The organism is Rhodococcus sp. RS1C4 (assembly GCF_002258225.1).
Classification (GTDB): Bacteria; Actinomycetota; Actinomycetes; order Mycobacteriales; family Mycobacteriaceae; genus Rhodococcoides; species Rhodococcoides fascians_E.
Genome location: NZ_NOXZ01000011.1, coordinates 69,420 through 91,245, shown reverse-complemented (window position 1 = coordinate 91,245; position 21,826 = coordinate 69,420). Strand labels below are relative to the sequence as shown.

The 21,826-nt window shown below is 61.7% G+C and carries 19 protein-coding genes; 8 read left to right on the top strand and 11 right to left on the bottom strand.

Annotated elements, in window-relative coordinates; translation table 11 throughout:
* Positions 1-14: 14 nt before the first annotated feature.
* From CH289_RS03995 to CH289_RS03960, 7 genes are all read right to left on the bottom strand, one after another.
* On the bottom strand, positions 15-806 hold the full coding sequence (locus tag CH289_RS03995) for a carboxymuconolactone decarboxylase family protein (protein ID WP_094727429.1): 792 nt from the start codon (positions 804-806) through the stop codon (positions 15-17).
* 668 nt (positions 807-1,474) lie between these two features.
* The gene (locus tag CH289_RS03990) at positions 1,475-2,428 is read right to left on the bottom strand and encodes a GDSL-type esterase/lipase family protein (protein ID WP_256976998.1); all 954 of its coding nucleotides are present in this window, start codon (positions 2,426-2,428) and stop codon (positions 1,475-1,477) included.
* Positions 2,429-3,668: 1,240 nt separating this feature from the next.
* Positions 3,669-4,001: a hypothetical protein gene (locus tag CH289_RS03980; RefSeq protein ID WP_094727317.1), complete on the bottom strand. Its 333-nt coding sequence runs from the start codon at positions 3,999-4,001 to the stop codon at positions 3,669-3,671.
* 37 nt (positions 4,002-4,038) lie between these two features.
* Complete coding sequence (locus CH289_RS03975) at positions 4,039-4,467, bottom strand: fumarylacetoacetate hydrolase family protein (protein ID WP_094727316.1); 429 nt, start codon at positions 4,465-4,467, stop codon at positions 4,039-4,041.
* The gene (locus tag CH289_RS03970) at positions 4,464-5,996 is read right to left on the bottom strand and encodes a tripartite tricarboxylate transporter permease (RefSeq protein WP_094727315.1); all 1,533 of its coding nucleotides are present in this window, start codon (positions 5,994-5,996) and stop codon (positions 4,464-4,466) included. The genes CH289_RS03975 and CH289_RS03970 overlap by 4 nt, the downstream gene beginning before the upstream one ends.
* Before the next feature lies 1 nt (position 5,997).
* The gene (locus tag CH289_RS03965; RefSeq protein WP_094727314.1) at positions 5,998-6,513 is read right to left on the bottom strand and encodes a tripartite tricarboxylate transporter TctB family protein; all 516 of its coding nucleotides are present in this window, start codon (positions 6,511-6,513) and stop codon (positions 5,998-6,000) included.
* A complete protein-coding gene (locus tag CH289_RS03960; RefSeq protein ID WP_094727313.1) occupies positions 6,510-7,481 on the bottom strand; it encodes a Bug family tripartite tricarboxylate transporter substrate binding protein in 972 nt (323 codons plus the stop codon). The genes CH289_RS03965 and CH289_RS03960 overlap by 4 nt, the downstream gene beginning before the upstream one ends.
* A gap of 145 nt (positions 7,482-7,626) precedes the next feature.
* On the opposite strand from CH289_RS03960, the gene CH289_RS03955 reads away from it, so the two are divergent.
* The 4 genes from CH289_RS03955 (at position 7,627) to CH289_RS03940 (ending at position 11,303) form a co-directional block, all read left to right on the top strand.
* Positions 7,627-9,204 carry an ATP-binding protein gene (locus CH289_RS03955; RefSeq protein WP_179276713.1) on the top strand — a complete coding sequence of 526 codons (1,578 nt, stop codon included), beginning with the start codon at positions 7,627-7,629 and terminating at the stop codon, positions 9,202-9,204.
* Between the two features lie 81 nt (positions 9,205-9,285).
* Positions 9,286-10,182: an isocitrate lyase/PEP mutase family protein gene (locus tag CH289_RS03950; protein ID WP_179276712.1), complete on the top strand. Its 897-nt coding sequence runs from the start codon at positions 9,286-9,288 to the stop codon at positions 10,180-10,182.
* Between the two features lie 4 nt (positions 10,183-10,186).
* Entirely contained in the window at positions 10,187-10,867 is a 681-nt protein-coding gene (locus CH289_RS03945; protein WP_094727309.1) for a response regulator, read from the top strand.
* Positions 10,868-10,916: 49 nt separating this feature from the next.
* Entirely contained in the window at positions 10,917-11,303 is a 387-nt protein-coding gene (locus tag CH289_RS03940) for a universal stress protein (RefSeq protein ID WP_094727307.1), read from the top strand.
* Positions 11,304-11,327: 24 nt separating this feature from the next.
* Here the strand turns inward: CH289_RS03940 and CH289_RS03935 are convergent, their stop codons facing one another.
* The gene (locus CH289_RS03935; protein ID WP_094727428.1) at positions 11,328-12,026 is read right to left on the bottom strand and encodes a FadR/GntR family transcriptional regulator; all 699 of its coding nucleotides are present in this window, start codon (positions 12,024-12,026) and stop codon (positions 11,328-11,330) included.
* A 190-nt stretch (positions 12,027-12,216) separates the two neighbouring features.
* On the opposite strand from CH289_RS03935, the gene CH289_RS03930 reads away from it, so the two are divergent.
* The 3 genes from CH289_RS03930 to CH289_RS03920 all read left to right on the top strand — a co-directional run bounded on the left by CH289_RS03930 (position 12,217) and on the right by CH289_RS03920 (position 16,509).
* A complete protein-coding gene (locus CH289_RS03930; protein ID WP_094727427.1) occupies positions 12,217-13,590 on the top strand; it encodes an SLC13 family permease in 1,374 nt (457 codons plus the stop codon).
* Between the two features lie 217 nt (positions 13,591-13,807).
* On the top strand, positions 13,808-15,004 hold the full coding sequence (locus tag CH289_RS03925; RefSeq protein WP_094727425.1) for a CaiB/BaiF CoA transferase family protein: 1,197 nt from the start codon (positions 13,808-13,810) through the stop codon (positions 15,002-15,004).
* Positions 15,004-16,509 (top strand): carboxyl transferase domain-containing protein, encoded by a 1,506-nt coding sequence (locus CH289_RS03920; protein WP_094727426.1) that lies wholly within the window; start codon positions 15,004-15,006, stop codon positions 16,507-16,509. The genes CH289_RS03925 and CH289_RS03920 overlap by 1 nt, the downstream gene beginning before the upstream one ends.
* Before the next feature lie 511 nt (positions 16,510-17,020).
* Here the strand turns inward: CH289_RS03920 and CH289_RS03915 are convergent.
* The 3 genes from CH289_RS03915 to CH289_RS03905 all read right to left on the bottom strand — a co-directional run bounded on the left by CH289_RS03915 (position 17,021) and on the right by CH289_RS03905 (position 20,279).
* Positions 17,021-18,340: a D-amino acid dehydrogenase gene (locus tag CH289_RS03915; protein WP_094727305.1), complete on the bottom strand. Its 1,320-nt coding sequence runs from the start codon at positions 18,338-18,340 to the stop codon at positions 17,021-17,023.
* Positions 18,337-18,735, bottom strand: a complete 399-nt coding sequence (locus CH289_RS03910; RefSeq protein ID WP_094727302.1) for a RidA family protein — start codon at positions 18,733-18,735, stop codon at positions 18,337-18,339. The genes CH289_RS03915 and CH289_RS03910 overlap by 4 nt, the downstream gene beginning before the upstream one ends.
* A 116-nt stretch (positions 18,736-18,851) precedes the next feature.
* Positions 18,852-20,279, bottom strand: a complete 1,428-nt coding sequence (locus tag CH289_RS03905) for a sodium:solute symporter family protein (RefSeq protein ID WP_094727300.1) — start codon at positions 20,277-20,279, stop codon at positions 18,852-18,854.
* 159 nt (positions 20,280-20,438) lie between these two features.
* On the opposite strand from CH289_RS03905, the gene CH289_RS03900 reads away from it, so the two are divergent.
* Positions 20,439-21,587, top strand: a complete 1,149-nt coding sequence (locus CH289_RS03900) for a sugar diacid recognition domain-containing protein (protein ID WP_179276711.1) — start codon at positions 20,439-20,441, stop codon at positions 21,585-21,587.
* Positions 21,588-21,826: the final 239 nt, after the last annotated feature.

Here is a 21,826-nt window from a genome sequence, read left to right as displayed (position 1 = left end):
ACTATCACCGATATTCAACGCGCCGTCAGCACATCTCGAAAGGTTGGCATCGCCGAGAAAACATTCGGCCAGCCGGCGTAGAAAGCAAGGTGGGTAAGTGTCTCGGATGCTTGAGCTGGTGTGAGACCGTTGTCCAAGGCGCGGCCTAAGTGAAATGGAATCTGAGCTATCTGTCCGGCCGTCACGAGCGCCGTGACGGTCACCAGGCTGCGGTCACGTGGAGTGAGATCCGGTCGGAGCCAAAGTTCCCCGAACAGAGTGTCCGTCGTGAAACCGACTACGCCGGGGGCTATTTGACCGTAATCGCTCTGGACCCCCGCCGCGCGCTGCGCTTCTGCCGCCTGATCCTGCTCGAGCAAAGTCACATCGCTGCCAGGCAGATCCGCGGAGTCGATGCCGTGTTGCTCGAACACGGGTCCGGCTACACGAGCTGCGGCCATACCGTTCGGCCAGGAGCTGTAGAACGCAAGATGGGTGAAAGTCTCTGAAATTGCCGAAGGTTCAAGGCCATTGTCCAGCGCCCGGCCGATCTCGGCGGGCAACTCGCCAGTCTGATTCTTGGTGACCATCGCAGCTACCGTCACGAGACTGCGGTCCCGCGGTGCGAGCTCAGTGCGTTGCCAGAGGTTGTTTTCAACGGTGTTTGCAGTGTAATCGGCGAGTGCAGGTGCAGCTGTATCTATCGACCGCACGGAGGCCGTGCTCTCGGAACCGTTTTGCGAATCCCCACTTGTCTGGCTGCATGCAGTCAGAAGTGAAACCGTGGTGATAACCGCAGCGAGAACAGGCAGTTTGAGGCTTTTCATGGTGATCAACTTCTTTCATGCGACTTGCTCTGGTGGTTGTACCCTCGACAAAGCGTCAGGGTGAGGGCAGGCTCGAATTTTCCGGAACCCATGTTGAGAAAACCAGACATTTCGCCCGCAAAGGAGTCACTGCCGAGGAGTGTATTGCCGGGACACCTGTAGGGCTGGCTTTACGGCTACCAGGATTGCGGGCTTGGCAAGTCCCCGAGAGTCGGACCATCGCGTTCTACGGCCCCGGTGTGTTTGATCAAAGTCGATCGGTGGTTGAACGACTCGATGTGTTGGCCGTTCCACGGCGTCCTCGGCGGGATGTAGGAGATTTTGAAGCGGTCGCGGTGTCGGTGATCAACTTCGGTATCTACGTTGAGGTAGCTATCTGTCAGAGCCGCCAACGCGAATTCGACGCAGATTCTACTGGTGTCGACCGCGACGATGTACCGCTTCGCGTTTGCGGCCGGGGAGTCGGTGCTTCAGGTTGTGAGGTCGACGTTGTCTTCCTGCCAGCGCGGTCCGGTCGTGGGTTCCGACGACCGGACCGCGCTGGCCTCCTGTGTACAGGACGGGCGTTATGCCCTAAGCGTCGACTTCGGGGTAGCGGTCGCCTGGACACCTCGACCGCATCGTCTAAACGCCTCGAATTGGTTCAAACGGCGCTGGTTGAGTCGGGGTCATTGTGTACAGGCTGCGCCGCGGAGTTTGGACAGATCAACGGCATCGGCCATTGCTTCGTACCCTCGAGCTGATGGATGTAAATTGTCGCCTCCGGCGTACAGTCCGAACATGACGCTTGGCTTGTTTGGGTCTCGAAGTGCGGCGTCGAAGTCAACGACGCTGTCTGCGCCTGAGCGAGTACGAATCCATTCGTTCAGGCGCATGCGCACGGGTTCTGCATACGGAAGCGTAAGGATCCCATCCAGTAAAGCATTGCTTGACGGCGGTATTGTTCCGAGATGCACAGCGGCACCGGCTCCTCGGATCCGGTCTATCAAGTTCATGTAACCCTGGACGACCTGCTCGAAGGTTGCCCCTATCGGCATACCGATATCGTTGGTGCCGCCGAGAACAATTACATCGCTCAGCGACGGCGCTGACAAGACATCTCGATCCAACCGTGCAACCATGCTGTCCGTGAACTGCGGGATAAGGCCGTTCGCCACAACCCGGTTGCCCGAAACTCCAGCGTTCGCCACCGATACCGGCAGGTTAATGTCATCGATTCTGCGTTGCAGGAAATCTGGGTAGCGCATGTCCGAGTCGACGGCGGCACGCGATGAGGGAAATCCGAGTGGATTGGGGATTCCGAAGAAGTCGCCCGCGCTGTACCCATCTGTGATCGAGTCACCAAAAGTCACCACTGTTGATGCTGGGCCGGTCGATTCTACATCGACTGCCGATGCCAGTGGAACACTTGTCGTGGAAAGATTCAGCGCCGTCCCTGCCATGTCAGCGGTGCGATCGCCGGAACCGGGAGGACTGTAGAAGCTTGTGGCGTTGCCATTGAAGTGCTCCGTGGGCAGAACAACTTGGCCGGGTATGTACACGCTGACGGACAGCGGCTCCCAAGCTTCGAAGGTGATACCGATTGGGTCGCTGACGACGTCGGCGCCGGGGGCTGCGGTCACTGAATTGCGCCCATCGAACGTTACATCTCGAGCAGATTCAGGTGATACCGCGGGACCACCCGATTGTTTCGCCACAGAGACACGCGCAAACTCGATGGGGACGGGCCGGAATCTGTTCGTCAAATGAATTCGAACCGACTCGCCACCTCGATGCGGCGTGATGACAACCCGAAAGGTCTGGTTCGAGGCCGCCAACATCGGCGTAAGAGACTGGTCGACTGCACTCACCGCATCTGTAGGTGCCGCCATCCAAGACCTGACCCATGATGGGCTGACGCACGTTTCCTGCGGATCAGCTTGTCCTGTTGCCGGGAGCACGATACCTGCACTCGCAACCAGGATAGTGGCACAGACACCGACAAAAATCGTTCGGACCATTTGAAATGTCTTCCTTCTGAACGCGTTGTTAAACGAGGAGGGTCCGACCGCCTGCCCGACCGTGCGGAATCGCTGGCGTCCGAGCGTCACAAAGTTTCTATCTCGAAAGCAGTAATTATCGAATCCTAGAGTATGACGATGGAATGAAGGTGTTTACGGCGAAGTCGCCGATTTCGAAAGAATCGTGAGGTCCTGCGCGGCTGTCTCGAGGCGGTTCAGGACTGCAATCGCGGCTGTGGGTTCGCTCGCATGCCATCATTCGTTATCGTCTGTGTTGCGAGCTCATGATCAAACCGTACGACGATGCAGGGTGCTGCACGTAGCCGCCGGACCGTTCAGCTCACAGATGAATCGGTCTGACAGGCAACCTGTGGTGTTTCCTGTGTACGTTGTCGGCAGTTAGGTAGTGACGGGCGTCCTCTGAGATTGAGCGTTGTTGAGAAGAGAGCCCCGCCGAGAATCCGAGGACTGCGGCGTTCGACAGGAAGATCGCCGACACTCCGAACGGTGAGGCAACGGTACTAATTGTCAGTGGAAGAGTCACCTGAGCAGGGCGATTCGCCGTCATATGCAGGCCGAGGGCACTCCCGCGGCTGCCCGCGCCCGCCGATGCTACGACCCAGGCCATGGTCATTGGCTGCGGCAAACCGAGGGTGATGCCGAGGCCGATCATCACTGATCTGCAGCCGAACGCGCCGACGAACGGTAGTGCGGACAGTGCGACCACTCTGACCGCCAGGGCCGCGGCGATCAACAGTCCACGAGCGATCTTCTTCCCGTCTTTGTCCCGATCTGGGCGGTCGAGAACGGCGTCGGCGTCGCAGAGGTGGTCTGGCTGTTGGCATTACGCGTGGTGGTGTCACTATCGAGCCGGTTCGGCCTGCCCACGTTGGTACAGAAGTTCACGCGCGGCCATGACTGCGCCCGATACCGTCAACGCGCGCCACATGCCAGGCGTTGCCAGAACGGTGAGTACACCGTCGGCGCCGTCTGTCTCCTTCTCACGAACGGTGGGTCTCGCGCGGTCAACGGATCTGAAGACGGCGTACAGGGGGAGCGCGGCTGCGGCCGCGACGATAGGAACAACGAACCCTACAGACGAACTCCCACTCGCGACCTCCGTCGCGACGGACGCGACGACCGAGGTGGCGATCTGCGGCTCTATGAGCTGACCCGGCGACGGTGCCGCACTCATGTTTCCGAAGGCGCCGTCCTGGCCGGACCCGTCGCTCCTATGCGCGATGAATGTCTGCTGTCCGATCATCGTGCACATGTGCCCGGCGCCGACGAGCGGCACAACGGTAGAAGCGGCCACAGCGCAGTGACGAACAGCAGACCGGCGCTACCGACCAGAACTGCCGATACGCCGACGGCTGTGACGACGGCCGCGCTCGTATGCCCAGGGCGAAAACCAACTCGATCTCGTGGTGCAAATCGTTGGTCAGCGGGGGATACGGAATCACGCCGTCCGCGTCGACGATTGCGTCGGCGGGTTTGGTGTAGAAGAACGGTGCTTCGCGCTCCGGATCGTGGCCCATCGCCTGTGCATGGGCTGCGTAGTTGCGGCCGATGCAGAAGACCCTGCGCACCGGAAACCGTGCGGGCCGAGCATCCACCGGCCGTGAGGGTTGCGGTGGTGGGGGAATGACGTAGTCGATCATCGGGTGAGTTCCGTTTCGCTGTCGAGTTCGGTGGCGGCCTGGCGCTGTCGTCGCATGTTCCGTGTTTTGAACACTATTGGGATTACAATCGCTGCTGCAAGCACGCAGTACATCACGATGGAGAACGGCGTGGACACCAGGACCGAGGTGTCGCCGTCGCTCAACTGCAGAGCGCGGCGCAGTTGCATTTCGGCGAGCGGGCCGAGGATCACACCGATGATGACGGGAACGATTGGCAAACCGTAGCGGCGCATCAGCACCCCGAGAAGTCCCATCGCGAGCAACATGTACAGACCGATCGGTGTTCCGTCTGCTGCGTACGCTCCTACCGACGCGAACACCAGAATTCCTGCGTACAGGTAGGGACGCGGGATTCGAAGAAGCCGCGCCCACATCGGAGCCAGCGGCAGATTGAGAAGCAGCAGCAAGAAGTTGCCGATGAACAAGCTGGCAATTAGGCCCCAAACCAGGGTCGGTTCGTTCTGGAAGAGCAAGGGGCCAGGCTGAATTCCGTACTGCTGGAACGCAGCAAGAAGCACCGCCGCGGTTGCCGACGTGGGAAGACCGAGGGTCAGGAGAGGCACGAGAACGCCTGCAGCGGAGGAATTGTTGGCAGCTTCCGGCCCTGCAACACCTTCGATGGCACCGTGGCCGAACTCCGCGGAGTTCTTGGCCAACTTCTTCTCGGTGACGTAGGAGAGGTATGTCGGCAGTTCGGCGCCTCCGGCGGGCATCGCCCCGAACGGGAACCCGATCGCCGCGCCGCGAAGCCACGGACGCCACGAACGCGACCAGTCGGATTTGCTCATCCACGGGCGGCCCACCGGGATGACACTTGCCGACTGCCTGCGCAGATGCATCGCCGTCCAGAGCGTCTCGCCGAGGGCGAAGATGCCGACTGCGACGATGATGACGTCGACCCCGTCGAGAAGCTGCGGGATGCCGAAGGTCAGTCGGTCCTGACCCGTCGTCATGTCGATGCCGATGAGGCCGATGAACAGTCCGATGCCGAGGGAGCCGAGTCCACGGATCCGGGACGACCCGAGCACGAGCGTCACTGCACCGAAAGCAACGATCATCAGCGCGAAGTAGTCGGCGGGGGTGATCGCGAGTGCGACCTCGACCATCAAGGGAGCCACCATGACCAGCAGTCCGGTGGCGATGGTGCCCGCGACGAAGGACCCGATGGCTGCCGTGGCGAGGGCCTGCGCCGCTCTGCCGGCCTTCGCCATTTTGTTGCCTTCGATGGCGGTCATGACCGACGAGGCTTCACCTGGCGTGTTGAGCAGAATCGACGTCGTGGACCCGCCGTACATCGCCCCGTAGTAGATCCCGGCGAACATGATGATCGAGGCGGACGCGTCGAAGGAGTACGTCAATGGAAGCAGCAGAGCGACAGTCATTGCCGGGCCGATGCCGGGAAGAACGCCGACTGCGGTTCCGAGTATGACGCCCACGACGGCGAAGAGCAGGTGTTGCGGGGTGAGCGCCGTCGCAAAGCCGTCCAGAAGGAGGTTCCAAGATTCCACGTCAGATCACGCCTTCCAGAATTCCGGCGGGCAGGACGACGCCCAGCACGTGGACGAACAGGAAGTAGGTTCCGAAACCGATCACGGCCGAGACGACGAGGTTACGTACGAGGGCGCGGCTTCCCAATGCCGTTGCCGCGCCCCAGAACAGCGCTGTTCCGGTCAGGGGCCACCCGATCGGCTCGATGAGGACGGCGTTGCCGAGGAAGAGCGCGCCGAGAGCAACGAACGGGACCCACGCAGTGGGGGTGTCGAGATCCAGATCTTCACCGCCTTCCATCTCGCCGCTGCCGCCACGAAGCACGTCGACGGCCAGTGCGATTCCGGTGCAGACGAGGATGAGTCCGACGAAGGTCGGCACGGTCGACGACGTCAACGGCCCTCGGGTGGCAGCGTTGTCGGCCAGCCCTGCGGCATCCACCAGTGCGACCACTCCGAGGGTCAGGAGCAGAGCCGAGACGACGAGTTCGGACTTGCCTTTCAGCGGACTGATCTTCGAGGGAACTGCGGTGCTCATCCGTTGGTTCCCTCAAGCGCGGTCTCGATCTGGGCCGATTGCTCCGCGATGTAGGACGCGAATTCGGCTCCGGGCATGTAAGCGTCGATCCACCCGTTGCGCTCGACGGCATCTTTCCAGGCTTGGGTCTGGTGCATCTGATCGAATTTGTCGACGAGTTGCTGGGTTTGCTCATCGTCGAGGCCGCCCGGGGCAACGACGCCCCGCCAGTTCGCGACGACGACGTCGGTCCCGAGTTCGGTCAGGGTGGCGACGTCGGGGAGGCTGTCGAGTCGCTCGGGGCCGGTGACACCGAGGGCTTTCAGCTTTCCCGCCTCGATCTGTTCGACGGAGTCCGCCGCGCTGGTGATGGCGAAGTCGACCTGACCACCGAGAACAGCGGGGAGCAGTCCACCGCCGAAGCTCACATAGTTGATGTCGGTGCGGTCGATGCCGTTGGCGTCGGCAGCGAGCAGTGTCGCGATGTGGTCCGCGCCGCCGATGGCCGAACCGCCGCCGGCGTTGAGTCGGGGATTGTCCTTCCAAGCCGCGACCAGGTCGTCGAAGGTGTCGAACGGTGAATCGGCCGGTACGACCACGGCGAGATACTCGTCGAGGAGTTTGGCGATCGGGGTGGTCTTCTCGAACTCTCCTGCGGCGTCCTGGGACACGGTGGCGGCCACGAGGCCATAGCCCATCTGCATGACCATCGAGGCGTTGCCCTCATCGGCGACGATGCGGGCGAGTCCGACCGTTCCATTGGCACCTTCGACGTTCAGTACGTCGATTCGCTGGGCGATCTCGTCTTCTTCCATGATCTTCGCGGCGGTGCGCGCGGTGTTGTCCCAACCGCTGCCTGCTGCGTTGGGGACCATGTAACGCAACTGGTCGCTGCCCGAGGCACTGCCGCCGCCTGCGCAGCCGGCTGTGGTCAGGGAGATGGTCAGCGCCGCCGCGATAAGGACTGTCCGCTTGGTGAGCGTGGTCATAGTTCCTGCTTTCTGTGATGAGCCTGACACAGACGGTGACGCAGGCCACGCCGGGAGTCACTCTTGCGCTGACAAAGAATCTTGTGCTCATTGTGACGGCCCAGAACCGGGTCGATCCCGAGCAGAAGTCACTTACGATCGGCGAGTGCGATTCGGTCGGTTGTCCCTTGCACGCCAGCTGTCGGTCTTCCAAGCGGTTATCATCGCCGCGGTGCTCGGCGCCGTCGTGGTCATCACGTTGGCCCAATCGACGAGTGATTTTCGCCGAACGACCGGAAACAGAATCCTCGTTCTCGCAGAGACGTTTGCGACCGACCCTGTGGTAAGAGGTGGTTTGAGCGGCACGATTCCGGTTGATGCCATCCCGCCTGCAGCAGCGCGAGTGCAATCGGTGTCCGGAACGGATTTCGTGGCCGTCGTGGAGGCGGACGGATCGGTGATCGCGAGCCAGGACCCCGACCATTTTCGCGGGCCATGGTTGTTCGGCGAGAGCGATGTTCGCGAGAACAGGGCGTGGATCGGTTCGGTCGACGAACCGAACGGGGGCTTCTCGCTGCAGGCCCATGTGCCGGTGCTCGACCCGGCCAACCGCGAGACCATCGGTTACGTTGCGGTCGGCAGCAACTATCCCAGTCTGCAGGATCGGCTCACATCTGCCGTTCCAGATCTGCTCATCTATCTCGGCGTCGCGAGTTCGCTGGGACTGGCCGGATCGCTGTTGCTCTCGCGCCGCATCAAACGCCAGACATTCGGGTTGGAGCCACGCGACATCGCGGGTCTGGTCGAGCACCGGGAGGCGCTGCTGTATGGGCTGAAGGAGGGCGTACTCGGCATCGACCTTGCCCGTCGTGTCACCATCGCCAACTCGGAGGCCCGTACGCTCCTGCAACTCCCGGAGGACGTCGTGGGAATGCGCATCGACGACCTCGGGCTGTCGTCCGGCGTGGTCGACGCACTCATCGAACCGACGGCATCCAACGACCGAGTGCTCGACACGGATTCGCGCAACATTGTCTTGAACCGGATGCCGGTGTCCATGCGCGGCAAAGAGATCGGCTCGGTGGTCACCCTCCGTGACTTCACCGAGCTGTCCGGACTGCGGCGAGAACTCGACGTCACCAAGCACACGGCCGACTCCCTGCGAGCGCAGACCCATGAATTCTCGAACCGTCTGCACACCATCGGCGGCCTCCTTCGCCTGGGACACGTGGATCGCGCCCGCGACTACGTCCTGCAGCTCCGAACCGAACACACGGAGTTCGTCAGTGGGGTGACCAGCCGTATCGACGATCCGATTCTGGCCGCGTTGGTGGTGGCCAAGGGGAGCGTGGCGTCCGAACGTGGGGTGGGCTTCGAGCTGACCGAGCGCACTCGCGTGGGGGTTCTCCCCCTCGATATCTCGGCTGCAGTCGGAACGATCCTGGGTAACTTGATAGACAATGCACTCGATGCATGTGGTGACGGTCGCGGCGGCGCGGTGAGGCTGGAGATTCGGGAGTCGAACGGCGAGTTGGTGATCGTGGTGTCCGACAACGGCCTCGGTGTTGCCGACGAGCTTCTGGGCAACCTGTTCGAGCGTGGAGTGACGTCGAAGACCGGGGACGGAACTCGCGGGATCGGGTTGGCGCTGGTGCGCCGAACGTGCGAGCAGCGGGGCGGTGGCGTGTCTGTTCGCAACGACGGGGGAGCGGTGTTCACCGTCTCGCTGCCGTTGCCACAATGAGCACAACGGTGTTATCGACCTCAACATTGACTGTGTAACCTACGTCATACGACGGTGGAGTCCCCGACACAAGGAGACCCATTGAACGCGCGTCAAACCCTCAAGAAGCTCTTGGCCGATCCGGAGATCACCCAGGTTCCGTCCGTTTTCGACGGGCTGTCCGCTCGCCTCGCGCAGGACGCCGGCTTCAAGGCAGTCAGTGTGACCGGAAATGGCATTGCCGCTAGCCTTTTGGGCCGACCGGATATCGGCCTGGTGTCGCTGACGGAGAGTGCTCAGGTTGCCCGCAACATCGCCAACGCGATCGATATTCCTGTCATCTTCGACGCCGATACAGGCTACGGCAGCGCGCTGAACGTGACTCGAGCCGTGCAGGAGTTCGAGAACGCGGGTGTTGCCGGAATCAAGCTGGAAGATCAGGTCACCCCCAAGCGATGCGGAGTCCTCGACATTCCCATTCCCGTGCTGACCGAGCGCGAGTATCTGGGGAAGATCGAAGCCGCGTTGTGGGCACGGCAGGACCCTGATTTCGTGATCGTCGCCCGCACGGACGCAGCCAACACCTTGGGTGCGGAAGCCGCGGCGCGTCGTGCGCAGCTGGCAATCGACGCGGGTGCCGATGCTGCGATGGTCGTCGGAATTCGCGAGCAGGCCGACATCGAAACGGTGCTGTCGATCGTGCATGCCCCGCTGCTGACGCTGGTGGAGGAGAAGGGGCCGTTGTCGACGATGAACGTGGCCGAGATCGGGTCGATGGGTTTCTCGGTCGCCCTGTACCCGGGTGTCATCCGTTATTCGATGGTCGGCGCAGCTCGACGCGCCTTGCGCGCTCTGATGGACGAGGGCCACGCCACGTCCGTCCGACCGTTGATGGCGACCGCGAACGAGTGGAACGACCTGATGGATCTGAACACGTACTTCGATATCGAATCGCGATTTGTACGCGGATCCGGTCAGGCCGAGACCGCCGTATCGTGATCGAATGCTACCCGAACATGCTCGTGAACTGACGGTACTCATCGTCGATGACGACTTCATGGTCGCGAGCATCCATTCCGAGCTGATTGCCGAAGTGGACGGCTTTCGCCCGATCGGTACAGCAGGCACCGGTTCGAAGGCGTTGGCGATCGCGGAGGCAGTCGAGCCCGACTTGCTCCTCCTCGATGTCCACCTGCCGGACATGACGGGGCTCGAAGTCCTACAGCGACTTCGAGCCCGCGGCCAGGAGATCGACGCGATCATGGTGACGGCCGAGCGCGACGCGCAGTACGTCAACGCGGCATTGCGCGGCGGGGCGAGCCAGTACTTGGTGAAGCCGTTCGACCTCGACGAGCTCAAGGTGCGGATTGTCCGGTACAGAGCTGCAAGGCTGGAAGGCGGCAATGCCGATCAGCGGTCTATCGACGCTGCATTCTCCTCTCTCGCAGGGCATACCGTAATGCCGTCCTTACCCAAGGGGCTCAGTAGCGAGAGCCTCGATCTGGTTCGGAACACGATGGCGGCCGGCAGGGAAGTGTCCGCCAGCGAGTGCGGAGCGGAGTCGGGCATGGCACGTTCGACCGTACGTCGCTACCTGGAGTTTCTCGTGGATTCGGGGGAAGCCCGAGTCCGCCACAACTACGGAAAGGGCCGGCCCGAGCGGCTCTACAAGCTGCGGCAATAGGCTGGACCGCAACACGATTGACATCGAAAGACCGTACTTTCACTGAACGATTCTGGCTGCGTACGTACCATCGGCCGCAGGCGAGGCGGCGCTCGAGTTCGCCATCAGGGAGGCGTCCGTGCGCAGTGAGGATTTGATCGTCGTCAATTCCTCGCGCGGGGATTCGGCCGTCGACGATCGGATCGCGACCGACTCCGATGTCGCCCGCATTGCCGAGTTCGCCGAGCAGGCCGGCGTGAAGTTCGAGTACAGACAGGTGCAGCATGGACGCGCGGCATCCGCGGACATCGTCGATGTGGCGGACGAAGTGTCGGCGACGCTGATCGTGATTGGAAGTCGGGGCCGATCCCCTCTGGGCAAACTTCTACTCGGCAGCGCAGCCCTTGAAGTGCTCAGCCATGCGCGTCAGCCCGTGGTGACAGTGAAGACTCCGTAGTCCCCGCTGGCACCGGTCGCGCGGTCAATTGTCACCGGTGCGCAGGAGTGCGACGTCCGACACCAGTCGAATGTGTTCTGCCATAGCGCGGCCGGCCTCCATCGCATCCTGTCTGCGCACAGCCTCGGCGATCCGGCGGTGCCCTTCCAGCGAGGCGCGGGGTCGGTCCGACTGCGAGAGCGACTCGATGCGGGTCTCCCGAATGAGTCCGGCGATTTCGCCCATGAGGCGGGCCAGTAGCGGTGAATGGGCAGCGTCGGTGATGGCGTGGTGGAACAGTTCGTCGCCGGATACGCCGCGTTCCCCTTCGGTGATCTCCGATTCCATGACCCTCAAAGCGTTGTCGATGGCCGCCATCTCCTCATCGCTGCGACGGGTCGCGGCGAGTTCGGCGAGCTTCACCTCGAGCGCTTCGCGCGCCTCGATGACTTCCGGAAGCCGATCCGCATGTTCGCGCAAAGCACGAATCGCCATATCCCCGACGGGCCTTCGGACCAGTACCGCCCCGTCGCCGTGCCGAACGGACAGAATCCCCTGGACTTCGAGTGCAACCAGCGCCTGACTGAGAGACGCGCGACTGACTCCGAGATGCCCGGCGAGCTCGCGCTCGGGCGGAAGCCGGTCGCCCGGTTCCATGGCACGGTCGGCGATGTGTTCACACAGCTGTTCGACAATCACTTCGTACAACCGTGGTCTGGTCACGGGACGAATTTGATCAGCCACTGTGTCACTCGCTCTCTGTTCCTCTGAACCTCCAACCATACCGGGCAGCTTTTTACAACGGGGACCACTCCGAAGCTTGACAAGTGATCCATTTCACTGATTGAGTCCAAGGTGACTCAGTGGCCAGTCCAATTAGCCACTGCGATCCTCGGCACCCGCCGGGGTGCACCGATACGAACCGGAGACGTCGATGTCGACCGAGTTGATCCCTATTCTTGCGCTGGTCGTCATGTTCCTGGCCGCGACCGTGTTCCCCGTGAACATGGGCGCGCTGGGCTTCGTGGCGGCATTCTTCGTCGGCACCATCGCGGTGGGCATGGACGCCGACGAGATCATCGGCGGATTTCCGAGCAGCCTGTTTTTGACCCTCGTCGGAATCACCTACCTGTTCGCGATCGCCCAGAACAACGGCACCGTCGACCTGCTGGTACGCGGGGCGGTCCGACTGGTGGGTGGTCGCGTCGCCCTCATCCCGTGGGTGATGTTCGGCATCACCGGCGTGCTGACCTCGATCGGGGCACTCGGGCCCGCCGCGGTGGCAATCGTGGCCCCCATCGCCCTCGGATTCGCGGCTCGATACAAGATCAATGCGCTGCTCATGGGCATGATGGTCATTCACGGTGCCCAAGCAGGCGGCTTCTCGCCGATCAGCATCTACGGCGTCACGGTCAACAACATCGCCTCCGATGCCGGCCTCACCAACAGTCCGCTGACGTTGTTCCTCGGCAGCCTGCTCTTCAACGCTGCCATCGGTGTCCTACTGTTCGTGTTCCTCGGCGGACGCTCGTTGATCGGGCGTAGCGTGCATGACGACGACGGCAGCAGGCCCGACGGCGACACCGGTTCGGTCGGTGGCGGCAAGACGCCCACAACGGTGATGCGCGGTTTCGGAGCCACCACGACCAAGGCGCGGTCGCAGTCGGTCACCGCAGAGAACGCACCCCCGCTCGCCACGGCGGTCAAGGCGATCACCTTCGATCAGATCCTCACTCTGATCGGACTCGCGTCGCTCGCGATCCTGTCGCTCATTCTCGACCTCGACGTCGGCTTCATCTCCATGACCGTCGCTGTCATCCTCGCGTTGGCCTCGCCGAAAGCGCAGAAAGGCGCGATCAACCAGATCAGCTGGTCGACCGTGCTCCTCATCGGAGGCGTCCTCACCTTCGTCGGCGTTCTGCAAGAAGCCGGCACCGTCGAATACGTCGGTAGTGCAGTTGCGAGCATCGGCGTCCCGCTGCTGGTCGCTCTACTGCTTTGCTACATCGGCGCCATCGTCTCCGCGTTCGCCTCGTCCACCGCGATTCTCGGTGTGACCATTCCGCTCGCGGTTCCGTTCCTTTTGGCAGGCGAAGTCGGTGTCGTCGGCGTGATTGTCGCACTGGCCATATCGTCCACGATCGTTGACGTAAGTCCTTTCTCGACCAACGGCGCGCTCGTTCTGGCGAATGCACAGGGCGTGGACCGTGACGTGTTCTACAAGCAGATCCTCAAGTACAGCGCGCTGGTCGTCGTCATCGGCCCGGTGATCGCCTGGGTAATGCTCGTGGTGCCCGGCTGGCTCTGACGATCTCGATCCATGTACTGCTCGGCTGACGGCGGTGTGCGGCGTTCGTATACCGCCGTCGTGTCCTGTGCCCGGGGCTGACGCACGCGTGATGTATTGACAATTGGACTGGTCACTGGTCCAATAAAAATTGGCTAGGCCACTGCTCCAGATAGTGAGTTGGAACCTGCCGGCTCGCCTCCCTGAAACAGCTTCGAATCGAAGGATCGTGATGACCATGACGCTCAATACGACAGGCAGAACCGGACCACTCGCGGGAACGGTCGTCGTCGACCTCACGCGGGCCCTGGCCGGACCGCACGCGGCAATGATGCTTGGTGATCTCGGTGCCGACGTCATCAAGGTCGAGACGCCCAAGGGCGGGGACGACACCCGGGTGTGGGGGCCGCCCTTCGTAACACCACCGGACGCCGAGCGCGAATCGACGTACTTTCTGTCGGCGAACCGCAACAAGCGCTCCATCGCTCTGGACCTGAAGACGGACGACGGTCGAGATGCACTGCGGGAGATGATCGTGCGAGCCGACGTACTTCTCGAGAACTTCCGCACGGGGGTCCTGGACCGTCTCGGGTTCTCGCCGGAGCAGCTGGCGGCCATCAACCCGCGACTCGTCGTGTTGTCGATCACCGGGTTCGGCCACGACGGCCCCGAAGGCGGTCGTTCCGGCTACGACCAGATCGCTCAGGGCGAGGCCGGTTTGATGTCGGTCACCGGTTCAGGACCGGACGACGTGCAACGCGTCGGCGTTCCCATCGCCGACCTCCTCGCCGGCATGTACGGCGCCTTCGGAGTCCTCGCGGCACTCCGCGAACGAGATCGAACCGGGCTGGGTAAAGTCGTGCGGACGTCGCTGCTGGCCAGTGTCATCGGCGTTCACGCCTTCCAGGGCACCAAGTGGACCGTCGCCGGCGAGGTCGGTAAAGCGCAGGGCAATCACCACCCGTCGATCTGCCCGTACGGACTGTTCCCTACGTCTGACGGCGCCGTGCAGATTTCGGTCGGTAGCGAAGGTCTCTGGCACAAGTTCTGCGCTGGGTTCGGAATCGACCCGGACCTCGAAGGTATGGCGACCAATCCGCAACGCGTCGACAGTCGGACGGACGTCATCGACCTCGTGTCGAAGATCTTCCGGACCTACGAGTCGGAACCACTGTTGACGTTGCTCGGGGAGATCGGCGTTCCCGCAGGCAAAGTCCGCAACGTGCAGGAAGTATACGAGTGGGAGCAGACCAAGTCGCAGGGACTGCTCGTCGACGTGGACCACGCAACGCTCGGCACCGTGACGTTGCCCGGACCACCGCTGCGTTTCTTCGAGTCCGACGGCACCGAGGTCACCGAGACTCGTCACCTCGCACCGCCGGTACTCGGCGCCGACGAGGACCTCGTCCGCTCGTGGCTCGCGGAAGCCATCTGATGCCCAGAATGACCGCTCTCGAATTGCTCGGTCTCGTCGTCGACGTCGACAGCTTCGAGTCGTGGGATGCCCCGGCGTCGGACTATGCCGTCGACGAGGAGTACGCAGCAGAACTCGCTGCTGCCCGTGACAAAACGGGGTTGGACGAGTCGGTCCTCACCGGTTCGGCCACCGTACAGGGTCGGCGGGTCGCGATCCTGCTGTGCGAGTTCAGCTTTCTCGCCGGCTCGATCGGAGTGGCGGCAGGGGAGCGCCTAGTCACGGCGGTCCATCGGGCGACCGCCGAGCAGCTTCCGCTGCTGGCATTGCCGACGTCGGGAGGAACGCGGATGCAGGAAGGGACCGTCGCGTTCCTGCAGATGGTCAAGATCACCGCGGCCATCACCGCACACAAGGCCGCGCATCTGCCCTACATCGTGTACCTGCGGCATCCGACCACCGGCGGTGTGTTCGCGTCGTGGGGATCGCTGGGGCACCTCACCGTCGCCGAGCCTGGTGCGCTCGTCGGGTTTCTGGGACCCCGTGTCTACGAGGCGCTGTACGACTCGACATTCCCGGTTGGAGTGCAGACGTCGGAGAACCTCCAGGCTCACGGACTCATCGATGCCGTCCGACCGCCCGATCAGCTGGGCGAGATCGTCGACCGGGCGTTGCGCATCATGACCGACGTCCCGGCTACCCGGGTGAAGGCGCTCGATGCTCCGACATGGGACATCGAGGACGTCCCTGCGTGGACCTCGATCACCGCGTCGCGACGCCCGGATCGGCCGGGAATACGTGAATTGCTGTTCTCGACAGCCGCAGACGTGTTGCCGCTCAACGGCACCGGACAGGGTGAGACCGATCCGGGTCTGATTCTCGCACTGGTTCGGTTCGGTGACATGCCGTGCGTGCTGTTGGGTCAGGACCGCCGTGGTCAAACCACCGAGGCGCCGCTCGGGCCTGCAGCATTACGTGAGGCCAGACGGGGAATGCGGCTCGCCGAGGATCTGCGACTACCGCTCGTCACGGTCATCGACACTGCTGGAGCCGCACTGTCCAAGGAGGCCGAAGAAGGTGGCCTGGCCGGGGAAATCGCCCGGTGCATCGCGGACATGGTCGACCTGAACACCCCCACGGTGTCGCTCCTGCTGGGACAGGGAACCGGAGGCGGAGCCTTGGCGCTCGTACCCGCAGACCGGGTCCTCGCCGCGCAACACGCCTGGCTGTCACCGTTGCCACCCGAAGGCGCCAGCGCCATCGTCTTCCGCGATACCGTCCACGCCGCCGAAATGGCTGTGCGACAGGGAGTACGCTCCCTGGACCTTCGGCAGGCTGGAATCGTCGACGTCATCATCCCCGAACTACCCGACGCCGCAGACGAATCTCAGCAGTTCTGCGACCGGGTGGGTTCCGCACTTCATCGCGAACTGGCTGACCTGATCGGGCAGGATCCGAATATGCGCCGAATCGCACGCGAAAAAAGGTTCAATCGCATTGGCAGCAACACCGCTCAGTTCATTTGAAATGCGACGGCGTGAGTTTGGTACGTGTGGCGGGGCGAATCACGGAGTCTCGACAATTTCAACCTAACTTCGAGGGAATAGCTCCGCACGTACTGGAAACCCCGTCTCTCAGAACTTGCTGTATTGCTTCTCGTGCAGGAAGACCACACGGGTGTGTGGCCGATGCGAATGGGGAGTGGCAGCGTTGCCGATACAAAAGTATAAGCGATAGGGCGAGGAACGTGTCAGCGGCAAATCTGTGTGTATCCAGCATACTGCTGCGCGTTCGGCATCAAATTATGCTGCGCAATAGATGAGTCCGTCTCCCGATCGTGACGGCGAGGCCTCCGCCATCACGTCGATCAGTGAACTACATGTGTAGTTACTTCCTGGCATTTCCTGATTGAAGAGGATGGTCATTCCTTTTCTCGAGCTCGGGGTGAACGGACGCTGTGTAAAACCGTTCACTCTTGACCGGCCACGACAGAGGATGCAGTCGCTCTGGTCGACGGCCGGGGCTTCGACGCTGCGTCTACTCGGTCCAGGACTTCGAACCGGATCGGCCCCGTTGTTTCGAGGACAGTTTCGCGGCTCGTCTGGAAAAGCGATCGAAACGGTAAGGAGTGAGATCGAGCGGCGACGGCCTTCCGGCCAATTCCGCAGCGAGTAGCGAGGCGGAACCGCAGGCCATTGTCCACCCCACATGGCCGTGCCCAGTGTTGATGTGAAGGTTGTTCAGCATTGTCGGGCCGATGATCGGTGGCCCATCGGGGGTCATCGGTCGCAGCCCGGAGCGATATTCGACCAAGTTCCAATCCAGGGCACCCGGGAAAAGCTCGTTCCCCGCTGCGCGGATCTCGGCGAAGTTGGAGGGTGTGTGTGCCTTGTCGTAGCCGGCGAACTCGGCAACCGCCGACATCCGCAGAGTGTCACCGAACGGCGACCACGCAACCAGCGAACGCTCGTCGATTCCACCGGTGCGGGGTGCGAGTGATTGATCGCGGATGGCAACCGACACGCTGTAGCCCTTGGCTGGGTACACCGGAACGTGCAGTCCTGCCGTCCGAGCCAGTCGACTCGATGCGCTTCCCAACGCGAGTACATAGCCGTCGGCGTGGATTTCGACGCCTGCGTCGGTCATGGCCCGGCGAACGACGGTCCCGTCCGACTGGAGCGACTCGATACGGGTGTTCAACTCGAACCGAACACCCAAACGCGCGGCTGCGGCGGCCAACTCTCGGGTGAACTGAGCTGGGTCACCGGTGCCGTCCTCTTCGTCGTGGATAGCTCCCACGAACTCGATTGTGCTGTTTGCGAGAGCCGGATCGACCTTCAGCGTCTCTTCTCGGGTGAGCAAGCGCTGGGACCTACCGTGCTCCCGCATCAAGTCGGCTTTGCGGCTCGCTTCCTCGAGGGCACCTGCGTCACGGTACAAGTACAGGATCCCGCCGTTGGTCTGGCGGTACTCGAGCGATTCATCTCCGGTCAGCTGCTCGAGCAGGTTTTGGCTGAACGAGGCCAGCTCGTACTTCGCGAGGGTGTTGCGCAGGCTGCGGGCCGGAGTGCATTCGCGGATGAACGACAAACCCCACCGGATCAGCGCGGGGTCGAGTCGAGGCTTTACCCGAATGGAGGTTTGACCACCCACCAACGAACGCAGCAACATTCGGGGTGCCTGGGGTGAGGCCCACGCATACGAGTGACCCGGCGCGATCAGCCCCGCCGTGCTGGCGGTGGTGTCGTCGGCGACCGAGTCACGTTCGTCGTACACCGTGACCTCGTGACCATCCCGCGCAAGGTAGAACGCGCTCGTCACACCGATCACACCGCCGCCCAGCACCGCGATTCTCATTCGGTGTCCTTCGGGAACGCGACTGCGATCGCGGTGATCTCGACCAATAGGCGGTTGTCGAGGAGGCCTGCGACAACTGTCGCGCGCGCCGGCCTGTGCTGGCCGAACTTCTCACGCCATACCCGGTTCATCTCGCTACCAAAATCTGCGGAAGTCAGGTAAACGGTGGTCGAGACAACGTGGTCGAGGTCGGAGCCTGCCGCGGCCAGGACCCGCGCGAGCCGGTCGATCGCAACCTCGGTCTGCTTCGCCGGATCGCCCTCGCCCACTATGTTTCCATCGTCGTCGAATGCGACTTGTCCGGAAACGTAGATATTTTGTTGATCTTGCACATACGCGGGGTACGGCGATTGTGCATCTGCAATGCCGGTGACGTTTGCTGATGTAATTTTCATCTTATTCTTCTCTCTTCAGAACTTCTTGGATATAGAACCGCCAGCCCAGAAATCCACACCAAGCGGTTACAGCTATTGCCACAGCGGGCGCGCCATAGAAAAGTAGCTCGACCATGTCAGTTCGCTCCGGTGTTGTCGAGTGATGGTTGTGCCAGCGTTTCGGCGCGGCGGGGATACTTCTTGTTCGTGGCAACTGCTACGACGGTGTAGACGATCAGGTTCGCGGCAACGCCCGGCAGCAGTCCGTCGAGTCCGAACGGGCTCATCAGAATCCACTGCCAGACAACAGTTGCTGCAGCGCCTGCTGCGATACCGGACAATGCGGCGGGTGCCGAACGAACACCGAACAGCACTGCACCGAACAAGGGCACGATCATGGTCGGAGCCCACAGGGTGTAGCTGTACAGCAGCGCGTCGACGATCGAGGGGACCGTCAGTGCGAAGATGGTTGCGCCCGCGCCGACTGCGACGCTGAGGACTCGTTCGATTTTGAGCCGCTTGCGTTGTGACGTCGACTGTTTGGCCAATGGGCGGTACAGATCGTCGGTGAAGACCACCGCGGAGGAGTTGATGTAGCTCGATGCTGTGGACATCACCACTGCGAGAAGGGCTGCGACCAACAGTCCCAGAAGTCCGACAGGCATCAGGTTCGTGACCACCGTCGGCAGCGCGGAGTCGGGCTCGATACCTGGATACAAAACGAACGCGACAGCTCCGATGGACGCTGAGATGAAGAAGAAGAAAAAAAAAATTCCGGCGGTGACGAAGCCCTTCCGTGCGTGGGAAGAGTCAGGAGTGGAGAAGGTGCGTTGCGCGTATGGCGGGACCAGCGTCTCACCGAGCAGCAATGCTGCGAACAATCCGACGAACTTCATGACGCTGTAGTCGCCCATCAGGGTCATGTGATCGGAAGGGAGCGCGTCGACCAGCGCAGATGGTCCACCGACCGCGTGAAGACCGATCAGCAGCGTGACGGGAATGAGAATCCCTAGGAATACGAATTGCAGAAGGTCGGTCTGAATCACCGCCCACGCGCCACCGAAGGTCGAGTAGAGGACGGTCACCCCCATCCCTAGGATGATCGCCAGGGTGGGTGGAACGTCGAGTGTTGCGTTCACGACGGTCCCGATTGCCAATGCCTGTGCTCCGAGAATACCGGTGCATAGCGCGATGGACAGGCCGCCGGTGACTACCCGTGCGGGTTTGCCATAGTGCGCGTGCATCACATCGCCGAGTGTGTGTGCGCCCTTGTATCGCTTCAGCTTGGGTGCGACGAACAGTCCGACCAGAACGGTCTGAATTCCAAAGGCGCAGAACGCGAACATGTAGACATATCCGTCGCGCATGGTCGCACCGGCTACACCTAGCGAAGCACCGCCACCCAAGAATGCGGCAGCGAGGCTGCCGAAGAAGACCGGCCAGACAATACGGTTGCCGGCAACGGCGAAATCGTCTGCATTGGATACCTTTTTCATTGTCTGCACACCGACTGCGATCAACACCACGAAATAGGCTGCGACTGCGATCCAATCCAGGACTTCCATTATTTTCTCCTCGCTCGACGGTGCACAAATCGTATGACGTCTGCCACTTTCAGGTCTTCATCAAAAGGCCCACAATTAGCAACGCCCGGGCGGTATCGTTGGGCATGTTGCACAAATGGTGCGATCTGGTGTTACACCGCTGTAAACGAGGGGTTGCCTGTGCTGAGTACAGAACTTGCCCGGCAGATAGCTGTGGAAATTACCGAGGTAATCGGTCATAACGTGCTCATCACCGACGCAACCGGCATAGTCCTCGGCAGCGGCGATCAAGACCGAGTCGGCCAGTTTCACGAAGCTTCGGTGGTGGTGATCAAGACGAACAGCACTCGCAGTCACACAAGTTCGGATGTCCGCACCCTCGAGGGTAGCTTGCCTGGCACGACCCTTCCGCTCGTCCTGAACGGCGAGGTGGTTGGCACAGTCGGCCTCTCGGGCGCGCCCGAGCTGGTCACACAATTCGGCCAAATCGTCAAGCGTCAAACCGAAATTCTGATGAGCGAAGCCAACCGCATCGGAGTTCGAGTCTCACGTCAACGGGCGGCCGAAGACTTTCTTCGCGACATCTTCGAACTGCACAGAAGTGACATGTCGAAGCAAAGCGTTGAAAATCGAGCAGCAGCACTCGACTACGACATGAATGCGCTGAGGCAAGTGGTCCTCATAGCGGTCGAACCTGTTGCATCACCGTCGGAAGTCAAACGCACGGAGGTCGACCATGCGGTAACCGTCCTGGAGTGGCTCCGGCAGTCTTCGAGGGCATCCCAAGAGATTGTCGGCCGTCTTTCACGCAACGTCGTTGCGGCAATCCCTTTGGTCGATGGCGTGTCGGACCGCGCCCAGCGCTGGGAAGGGCTGGTAGAGCGAGGAAGGGCGCACGGACTGGCTTTGTTTGCTGCGGTAGGACCGGTAGCCTCGGGTGTCGTACAACTGAATAACTCCGCTCGAGATGCCCGAGACGCCCTGGAAATTGGCAGGCGTGCAATTCCGGATAAGCACATCTACGACATCGATCGGTTACGACTGCACCAAGCAGTCCGGGCCATTCCTGACAGCGCACGACGGAGACTCGTGCACACAGTCTTGGGGGAGACGGTTCGAGCACCCGATTGGTCGGTACTGAGAACGACTTTGTTGGTCTGGGGGGAGTGTGGGTTCAATGCCTCGAAAACTGCCGAAAAGCTGCATCTGCACCGGAATACGCTCACCTACAGGTTGGCAAAGCTTGAAAAGCTGACTGGCTACATAACTGGACCGAATGGTGATGCGGTGCTGTTGTACATCGCGGTGCTGATGGCCAATTCATACTGACTTCTTGCGTAGTTCAATCGACGTAATTGTCCACTCGATGCCGTCGTCGTCCGCGACCGATCACGCTCGTCCGATGCCGGAGGTTCGGCAATGGCTCGGTGTCACGAGGGTGTCACAAGTCGGTACGTTCGGACATGGACTGGCCCGGACCGTGATGTACGAAAAGTGTTGCAAATAAACAAAAACCGAGTCCAAGGTAGTTCAGGTGAATCCACTTCTAGGGACTTAAAATCCGCTGC